Genomic DNA, 9213 nt, shown 5'->3' with positions numbered 1-9213 from the left:
GGGGGGGGGGGTCGTCAGACCCCTCGCGTAGCTGAGCAAACCCCCGGCACTCTCCCCAGCAACACAACCAGCACCCCACTGCCCACACCATCGCCGATACAAGCCACCACACCATTAAACCCAACGACGGGCACCCCGTCATCGACGACGGGCGATCAGGATAAGACAGAACCCGCTCCAACTAAGCCATCCGATACCAGCGATCAGGCCGCGCACACGGTGCGCTTCGACCCTGCCGACGGCAGCAAGCCAACACAGTCAACCGTGAAGACCGGCACCCTCGCCGCTCCCCCACAACAGAATCCTGTACGCGAAGGCTTCCGGTTCGACGGGTGGACGCTTGACGGCGAGCCTTTCGACTTCCAGACTCCCATCCTCCAGGACACGACCCTGAAAGCACAATGGTCGAGGATCACGGACTGGACGCTGAGCCCGGACCACGGGCCCGCCGCCGGCGCCCGGCTGACCATCAGCCCGCCCAGCCTGCAGGAGCCCTACTACGTCAACGTCCAGGCCGCAGGCGAGCAGACAGTCGGCCTGACCGGCGACGGGCGAATCCACACCTGGACGCAGGAGGGCGCGCCCAAGCGGGTCCCCTTCCCCGCCCAGGCTCCCGACGGGTTCCGCTGGCTGCAGGCCGCGGCAGGCGGCCGGCTGCAGGCCGCGCTCGGATCCGACCAGCGGATCTACGCCTGGGCCAACGGACAATCGACACCCACCATCCTCGATGCCAACCAGGACACCCGATTCACCGGCATCAGCATGGACGGCGACCTTCTGCTGGCGGTGGACCGGCAGGGACAGGTCCACGCCTACCAGGCCAGCCGGAAAGACGGTCAAAACACGAACCCGAAATTCCTGGAGCAGGCCACGACCGGCCTGCCCGGACAGGCGCGGGCCGTCACCGCCGCCGCCTCCGGCGGCCGGGCCCTCGTCCTGGACACGGACGGGCAGGCCTGGGCCTGGGACGCGAGCAAGACCGGCAACGTCAAGCCCGCACGCATCAGGCAGGACACACAAATCCGTATCGTCCAGGCCCAGGCCCTCAACCAGGGGTTCCTCCTCCTGGACGCGGACGGGCAGGCCTGGCACCAGGCCGACGGCACGACCAGCCTTACGGCCGCCGGCCTGCCGGAAAACCTGAAGGCCAGCCGAATCACCACCGGCAATGACCAGGCCGTCATCACCAGCAGGGACGGCCGCGTCTGGGCCTGGAAGCCCGGCGAAGCGCCCGCCCGGGCGGACGACGGGAACCGGGCCTACACGCAGGCCGTCCTTGCAGGCGGCAGGATCACCGCCACCAGCAGGCAGGGCGGCCTATACCAGTGGAGCCTGGACGGGCAGGGCCGGCCCGGCCAGCCGGCCCGGCTCGGCACCGCCACAGCGCCCACCCTGGAAACAGCCGGCATGGACGGCCAGCCGCTCAAACTCAGCAGGACCGGCGACGCCTGGCAGACGGACATCCCCGCCCGCCAGCCCGGCCCGGCCGCCATCACCATCACCGGCAGGCAGGACGACCAGCCCTTCACCAGAAGCCTTACGTACACCGTCGACCAGACCCTGACCAGAGACCTCCGCCAGGGCTCCGCCTACACGGTCCGCTTCGACACAGGCGGAGGAAACCCGCCCCCACAGGACCAGAGCATCCAGCCGGTCTACGGCAGAGTCCAGCGCCCCTCCCCCGACCCGACGCGCCCAGGCTACCAGTTCGACGGATGGTTCACCGGGCAGGTCGCCTACGACTTCAGCAAACCCGTCACCCAAAACCTCACCCTCACCGCCCACTGGACCTTCAAAGACCCCGACAGCACATGGAGCATCAGCCCCGACAAGGGCAGCCAGTTCGGCAAGGAAACCACCACCATCACCCCGCCGGACACCAGCCGAGGCATCAGGTTCAACCAGGTCAGCGCATCATACTCTTATCATTCCTTGGCTGTGGGCAGCGACGGCAACGCCTACGCATGGGGAATCAACGGCAATGGCCAACTCGGCGACGGGACAACCACCACCCGGACTATGCCGGCTAAAGTGAGCAAGCCTGCAGGCACGTCCACGGACTTCACCTACCTGCAGGTCAGCGCCGGACAATTTCATTCGCTGGCCCTGGGCAGCGACGGCAACGCCTACGCCTGGGGACGCAACGGCTACGGCCAGCTCGGCGACGGGACAAAGACCACTCAAAAGATTACGCCGGTCAAAGTACGCAAGCCTGCAGACACGCCCACGGACTTCACCTTCCTGCAGGTCAGCGCCGGATACTATCATTCGCTGGCCCTGGGCAGCGACGGCAACGCCTACGCCTGGGGATACGACGACTATGGCCAGCTCGGCGACGGGACAACCGCCACTCAAAAGATTACGCCGGTCAAAGTAGACAAGCCTGCAGACACGCCCGCGGACTTCACCTACCTGCAAGTCAGCGCCGGAAACACTCATTCGCTGGCCCTGGGCAGCGACGGCAACGCCTACGCATGGGGAAACAACAGCTACGGCCAGCTCGGCGACGGGGCAACCACGATCACCGATACCTCCAAGCAGACTTCGCCGGTCAAAGTATACAAGCCTGCAGGCACGCCCACAGACTTCACCTTCCTGCAGGTCAGCGCCGGAACCGATCATTCGCTGGCCGTGGGCAGCGACGGCAACGCCTACGCCTGGGGAAACAACGACTATGGCCTCGGCGACGGGACAAAGACCACTCAAAAGACTTCGCCGGTCAAAGTAGGCAAGCCTGCAGGCACGCCCACGGACTTCACCTACCTGCAGGTCAGCGACGGATACCTTCATTCGCTGGCCCTGGGCAGCGACGGCAACGCCTACGCCTGGGGATACAACATGTATGGCAGGCTCGGCGACGGGACGCAAACCGACCGGCCTACGCCGGTCAAAGTGGGCAAGCCTGCAGGCACGCCCACGGACTTCACCTACCTGCAGGTCAGCGCCGGAAACACTCATTCACTGGCCCTGGGCAGCGACGGCAACGCCTACGCCTGGGGAAACAACTTCTTTGGCTCGCTCAGCAATCCTGATGTAAAAGGCTACAGTGTTGTTCCTGTTCCGGTGGTATTCAAGCTGGTGATCACCGGCGTCAGATTCGACCAGACCGCCGCAACAGGCCTGATGCGCGGTGATGGCAGCAGCGTCAGCGTGCTCACGCCTGCACACGCGCCGGGCACGGTCACGGTCAGCGTGGACTACACGCTGGGCGGCACACCCCAGCAGCCGGACACTTCTCTCCGTTACACGTACCTGCCTGCAGTGCTCCCCCGGGCGGGCGGGGAGGGCATCCTGCTCGCCCTGGCCACGGGCATGACCGGCATGGGCGGGGTGCTGGCATCTCGCCGCCACCGGCGGGAAACACGCCAACTATCACATGCTTCGTATGAGTAAGAGCGGCCGGGGGCGGCGTAACAATCCCCCCGCCCCCGGCCCATACAGGGGGAGCAGGGAGGAAAAGTGTCACTGAAGGCTCAAACCCCAAGGGAGCCGACACTCCCTCCCGCGCCCCCACCACACTTCCGCAGGCAGAAGCCGAGGATAGGCATGCACGCCCCCGCCTCCGCCTGGGAGAGAGGGTAACACGGCCAGGCCGGCCACGGGCACACAACCCCAGTCAGCCTGGCCGCTGTTTACAGATTCCGCCAGCCTTGAGTTCCGCCGACACTGGATCCGGCTGTCATAGTCATTGCGCGATGATAGGGTTGTATCACTGTACAAAGATGCAGAAACGAATGACATGCACCGTCTGTTGGGGAGACAGTCGGCAGAGTTCTTGGGAGGCTCTGTAAATGTCGTTATCGAATATTCCCCGCTGTGCTTCGCACGAGTAAGGCCGGATTCCCATCACTGCAATCCGGCGAACAGGCGGCTGTGCCCATCCCAACCGAGCACGGCCGCCATCTACTTCTAGACGGCGGAAAGATACCCGTCGTAGCGCTCGGGCATGTCCGCGAACTCCAGGCCAGCCGGCTCATACCAGGAGTATCGGCGAGCGCCGTCGTCGTCAGTCCAAATTTCAGGGCAGTCGTTGATCAGCCAGTCCGAAGGGATTGCATGGGCGCCGCCGGTCGAGGCCAGGGCCAAGGCCTGTCTGAGCTGGCCCTCCTGGTCGGTGGTCAGGCTCCGGTCGTAGAAGTGCCAGCCGTTCGGGCTGGGCGATGTCCTGGCGAATGTAGCCCAGGGTCTGCGATCGCCGTCTCCTTGTCGGTTTCGGTGGTCAGCGTAATCCAGTCCAGCTCTCCCAGGCTAAGGCTGGCTGGGTTCATGATTCAGTGCTCATTCATCCTTGTGGTGTCAGATGGCAACCGGTCAGAGCCGGACCAGGTCGATCAGGCGGATGGTCTCAGGCTGGCAGCAGGATATGCGGATGCCCACACGCTTCAAATAGGTGCCGGTGACCTCGGCGGTGCCCAGCGGACCAGTCGGGTCCAGCGCTCCAACGAAGCCCTGGGATTGGAGGAGCCAGTCCAGGCAAGCCGATACCGGGCCTTGAGGTCCAGGCTAGGAATACGTAGATGAACACCATGATTATTGCGGGGATTCGTCCAACTGGACGTGAACTAGGATGGCACGGCTGCGGTCTGGGGACATCATGACATGTGCCAGGACCGAAAGGTGGTGGTCTGGGTCGGGAGACTGGTCAGAACGCAGCAGGACAGAGCGTAATCATTCCATACTGTCGAGCCGCCATGACGACAACGGTCACCACATGCGCCATGAATATGGCGGACCGTGTAGATTGTGGATAGCATCAGCAGTTTTCCATCAACGTAATTCAGGGGCCTTCATCAGAAAAGGCGCTGACGTCACGCCACAAAGGCATTGACGCCAGCGCCTTCTCAGGCTCTATTCAGGCTCGGACCCAGGTCAGGCCCCGATCAGATCCAACATTTCGGGAACGGACTTCTTGCCGAACTCCACGGTCTCCTGGCCATCCTTGCGGATCACGATGCAAGGGACGCTCATGACCTGGTACTGGTCCTTCAGCTCGGGGAAGTGGGCCAGGTCGTAGGCCTCGGCACGCACCTTGCCGTTCTGGGCCGCCACACGCTGGGCGGACAGGACCGTGGTCGGGCACATGGTGCAGGTCAGGGAGACCAGCATCATCACGTCCACCTGGTCCTTGATGGCATCGATCCGGTCCGAGGTGGGCTGATCCACCTGCTGGCCGGGGCCCGCCGCGTTGTATAGGGCCAGGACGAAGGAGTTGAACTCGTGGCCGCTGGGCACGCCATGGAAGGCCAGCCCGGTCGGCTGGGAGACGCCCTGGTCGTCCAGACGGCAGATGCGCACGCTAGGCCGGGCATCGGGCAGGTCGCCGGCAGGATCGTAGTCCTTGCCGTCCTCGTCCGTGCGGGAGTCCACCCTGGCGGTCAGTTTGCCATCGGAGAGCCCGACCAGCTCGTCCACGAAAGCCTCCAGCTCCTTGGAGACCTGGCTGCCGTCCAGATCCAGGGCCAGCTCCAGCTTTCCGGTCATCTTGCCGAAGACCATATCCAGCTGCTTGCGGATGTCCGGTCCGAAGAAGCCGGAGGTCTTGGCCGGGGCCTGGTCGTGCTCCTGGGCCACGGGCGCGGGCGAAGTGCCCGAGGCCAGGGCGGAGTTCTCGGCCTGCCGCTCGGAGCGGGCGTAGGGGGAATCCTCGGGACGCGGCGGTACCAGGCCGGTCTTGTCAGACATGTTGGAGGCATAGCGCTCCAGCTCCACAGCGGCCACAGCCCCATCGGAGGTGGCGGTGATGACCTGGCGCAGGTTCTTCACCCGCAGATCCCCGGCGGCGTAGATGCCCGGCACCGAGGTCTCCAGGTAGTCGTGGGTCAGCACGTAACCGTGGTCGTCCAGATCCACCACGCCCTTGAGCATGCCGGTCTGGGGCACGTAGCCGGCGAAGACGAAGACACCAAAGGTGCCGCCGTCCTGGGGCTTCCAAGTGGTGGTCTGCCCGCTCTTCCGGTCCAGGATAGTGGCCTCGACCAGCCCGCCGGGGCCAGCGGAGACCCCCTTGAGCTCGGTGGAGTAGTGGATCTCGATCTTGTCGTTGTTCCGGGCCTCGTCAGCCACGGCGGCATCGCAGGTGAAATCCTCCTCGCGCACCAGCAAGGTCACCTTGGTGGCGTACTTGGTCAGGAAGACCGACTCCTCAGCGGCTGCGAATCCGCCGCCTACCACCAGGACCTCGCGACCAGTGAAGAACTCGCCGTCGCAGGTGGCGCAGTAGGCCACGCCGCGGCCCGCGTACTCCTGCTCGCCTTGGAAGCCGACCTTGCGGGGGCTGGCGCCGGTGGCGATTAGGATGCCGAAGGTGCGCAGGTCGCCCCGGGAGGTGTGGACCACCTTGATGTCACCCTGGGCCTGGATACCCGTGGCCTCGGCGCTCATGAATTCAGCTCCGAAGTTCTGGGCCTGCTGGCGCATGGTCTCGGTCAGCTTGCGGCCGTCGGTGCTGGCCACGCCTGGATAGTTGACTACGTCGGCTGTAATGGTGATCTGACCGCCGAAGTCGTCCTTCTCCAGGATCAGGGTGCGATACCGCGCCCGGGCCAGGTAGAGTCCTGCGCTCAGACCTGCAGGGCCGCCACCGATGACGACCACGTCATAAAGATTCTTGTCTTCCGTCATGAATGCCTCTTCCGAAGGAATGCACGGATGTGCTGTTTTGGATGCTGGTCGTGAATACAGAAAAGGGAACCCGCCCTGGTCGCTTCCGATCGGCGAGTTCCCGATGTTGGCAGCTGCGGATCAGAGCTGGCCGACCAGATCCAGGCTGGGCTCGATGGTGTCCTCGCCGGGCTCCCACTTGGCAGGGCAGACCTGATCGCCGTGCTCATAGACGAACTGGGAGGCCTGGACGCGGCGCAGCAGCTCGTCGGCGTTGCGGCCCACGTTGGAGGAGATGACCTCGTAGGCCACAACCTTGCCCTCAGGGGTCAGAATGAAGTCACCACGCTCGGCCTTGCCCTCGGCCTCGTTGTAGGTCTGCAGATCCTTGGCCAGGGTCGCGGTCGGATCGGCCAGCATGGGGTACTGAACCTTGGCGATCTTCTCGTTGGCCTCGTGCCAGGCCTTGTGAACAAACTCGGTGTCGCAGGAGACGGAGTAGATCTCGCAGCCGATCTTCTTGAAGTCCTCGTACTTGCTGGCCAGATCCTCCAGCTCGGTGGGGCAGACGAAGCTGAAGTCTGCAGGGTAGAAGAAGAGCAGGGACCAGTGGCCCAGCAGATCCTTCTTTGAGACCGGGAAGGTCTTGTTATCCTGGTAGGCCTGCGTGGTGAACTCAACCAATTCGTGCTGAAGCTGTGACATGAAAAAAATCCTTTCGGGAGCATTGGGAACGTCGGCCTGAAGCCGAACCTGTCTCCGTATTTCATGCTAGTCAGGAAGCGCTGCATGGGGAAGACGGAGGTTCGCCGCTGGGGTGTGACATAGGGCACATGGGGCGCCCATACCCTAGCATTAGAGGCATGGCATTATGGCTGAACATCCTGCTCATTCTCTTCTTTCTCCTGCTCGGATCCGTCTTCTCGGGGACTGAACTGGCGCTGGTCTCCCTGCGAGGCTCGCAGCTGGAGCAGATGGAGCAACAGGACGCGCGCGGCGCCCGGGTGGCCCGCATCGCCCGCGACCCCAACACCTTTCTTTCCGCCGTGCAGATCGGCGTGACGCTGACGGGCTTCCTGTCGGCCTCCTTCGGCGCATCATCCATTGCCCCCTACGTGGTGCCCGTCCTGACCAGGTGGGGCGTGCATGAGGGCCTGGCCAGCACCCTGACCACGGTGATCCTGACCCTGATCATCTCCTACTGCTCAATCGTCATCTCCGAGCTGGTGCCCAAGCGGATCGCCATGCAGCGCACCGAAGCCATCGCCAGAGCCGTCGTTCCGGCCATCGACGTCTTCACCACCCTGTGCAGGCCGCTGATCTGGCTGATTGGCAAGAACACCGACCTCATCGTGCGCATCCTGGGCTTCGACCCCCAGCAGACCGATACCGAGGTCAGCGACGACGAGCTGCGGATGCTGGTCTCCTCCAACACCAACCTGAGCAAGGACGAGCGGATGATCCTGGGCGACGTCTTCGATGCCTCAGAGACCAGCGTGGCCGAGGTCATGCGCCCCAGGGCCGATGTGGTCTTCATAGCCGGGGACATGCCGCTGCAGGAGGCGGTCGAATTCGTGCACGACGAACCCTACTCCCGCTACCCGGTGACCGGACGCGACTTCGACGACGTGCTGGGCTTCGTCCACGTGCGCGACCTGATGGACGTGCGCAATCCCCGTGCCAAGACCGTGGCCGACGTGACCAGGCCCGGCATCGCCCTGCCCGGCACCTCCAAGCTCCTGCCCAGCCTGGAGAAGCTGCGCAAGAAGGGCATCCACCTGGCCGTGGTCATCGACGAGTACGGGGGCACCGACGGCATCGTCACCCTGGAGGACATGACCGAGGAGCTGGTGGGCGACATCCGCGACGAGTACGACCTGCCCGAGGAGCAGAACCCGGCCCATCCCCAGGCAACCGCCTTCGTCAACGGAGTCGCCACGGTCGACGGCGGCATGACCATCGAGGACTTCGCCGACCTCACCGGAATCGAGCTGGAGGATGGCCCCTACGAGACCCTGGCCGGCTACTTCCTGGCCCAGACCGGACGGATGGGACAGGTGGGCGACGTGATCCACTCCGACGACGGGTATGACATGGTGGTGACCAAGGTGGATGGTCGGCGCATCGAGACCATCGAGGTCAGGCGGCGGCAGGAGGCCGAGGACCAGGCTGGCGATGATAACGACGGCGGCGGAGACGGCCAATCCAACGCGGGCCGAGGCGATACTGTTACCGGAGCCTAGCTATCCTCTAGCCAGTGCTTGGCTAGCAGTCAGCCGGTGACCGCCCTCACGCCAGTCAAGGAAAAATGACTGTCAGCGTAGCCGATGGTCCGTGAATGATTTCACTGGTTGATTCCCGCAAAATCCAAGCGTTTCCTTGCTTTTTCCTCTAGTCTGGAGATACAAGGTCGGGCTGACCCGACCGCAGGCATAATTTCATATTTTAAGGAGCGATTATGGCATTGAACTTTACCGTACCGGGACTCGACGAAGCGACCAGCGAGAAGGTCATCGCCATCCTGCAGAGCCGTCTGAGCCAGGAACAGGAGACTGCCCTGATCCTCAAGCACGCCCATTGGAACATGAAGGGCAAGGAATTCATCGGCATTCA

General features: G+C 63.9%; 6 protein-coding genes and 1 pseudogene. 4 read left to right on the top strand and 3 right to left on the bottom strand.

Features of this window, described 5'->3' with window-relative positions; translation table 11 throughout:
* Positions 1 to 3393 (top strand): RCC1 domain-containing protein (locus H3T93_RS08965; protein ID WP_232348801.1); only part of this gene is annotated, 3393 nt, incomplete at its 5' end.
* Between the two features lie 516 nt (positions 3394 to 3909).
* Here the strand turns inward: H3T93_RS08965 and H3T93_RS08960 are convergent.
* A complete protein-coding gene (locus H3T93_RS08960; RefSeq protein WP_181415519.1) occupies positions 3910 to 4086 on the bottom strand; it encodes a hypothetical protein in 177 nt (58 codons plus the stop codon).
* 207 nt (positions 4087 to 4293) lie between these two features.
* Here H3T93_RS08960 and H3T93_RS08955 point away from each other — a divergent pair, with 207 nt between their 5' ends.
* On the top strand, positions 4294 to 4521 hold the full coding sequence (locus H3T93_RS08955; protein ID WP_144178617.1) for a hypothetical protein: 228 nt from the start codon (positions 4294 to 4296) through the stop codon (positions 4519 to 4521).
* A 348-nt stretch (positions 4522 to 4869) separates the two neighbouring features.
* Here H3T93_RS08955 and H3T93_RS08950 read toward each other — a convergent pair whose 3' ends face one another.
* Both H3T93_RS08950 and H3T93_RS08945 read right to left on the bottom strand, forming a co-directional pair.
* Positions 4870 to 6621, bottom strand: a complete 1752-nt coding sequence (locus H3T93_RS08950) for an FAD-dependent oxidoreductase (RefSeq protein WP_110416654.1) — start codon at positions 6619 to 6621, stop codon at positions 4870 to 4872.
* Positions 6622 to 6741: 120 nt separating this feature from the next.
* Positions 6742 to 7305: a redoxin domain-containing protein gene (locus tag H3T93_RS08945; RefSeq protein WP_144178619.1), complete on the bottom strand. Its 564-nt coding sequence runs from the start codon at positions 7303 to 7305 to the stop codon at positions 6742 to 6744.
* Positions 7306 to 7463: 158 nt separating this feature from the next.
* Here H3T93_RS08945 and H3T93_RS08940 point away from each other — a divergent pair, with 158 nt between their 5' ends.
* Both H3T93_RS08940 and H3T93_RS08935 read left to right on the top strand, forming a co-directional pair.
* On the top strand, positions 7464 to 8843 hold the full coding sequence (locus tag H3T93_RS08940; protein ID WP_232348800.1) for a hemolysin family protein: 1380 nt from the start codon (positions 7464 to 7466) through the stop codon (positions 8841 to 8843).
* Positions 8844 to 9058: 215 nt separating this feature from the next.
* Positions 9059 to 9213: pseudogene (locus tag H3T93_RS08935) on the top strand (DNA starvation/stationary phase protection protein); the annotation flags it as partial.

The sequence above is a fragment of the Bifidobacterium sp. M0404 genome (genome assembly GCF_016101415.1).
In the GTDB taxonomy this organism is placed as follows: Bacteria; Actinomycetota; Actinomycetes; order Actinomycetales; family Bifidobacteriaceae; genus Bombiscardovia; species Bombiscardovia polysaccharolytica.
The sequence above is the reverse complement of the archived record's forward strand: the minus strand, read 5'-3'. Positions and strand labels throughout refer to the sequence as shown.

Coding starts and splice junctions, on each gene's coding strand:
- H3T93_RS08945 (WP_144178619.1), bottom strand. CDS start 7,305: ATGTCACAGCTTCAGCACGAATTGGTTGAGTTCACCACGCAGGCCTAC.
- H3T93_RS08940 (WP_232348800.1), top strand. CDS start 7,464: ATGGCATTATGGCTGAACATCCTGCTCATTCTCTTCTTTCTCCTGCTC.
- H3T93_RS08950 (WP_110416654.1), bottom strand. CDS start 6,621: ATGACGGAAGACAAGAATCTTTATGACGTGGTCGTCATCGGTGGCGGC.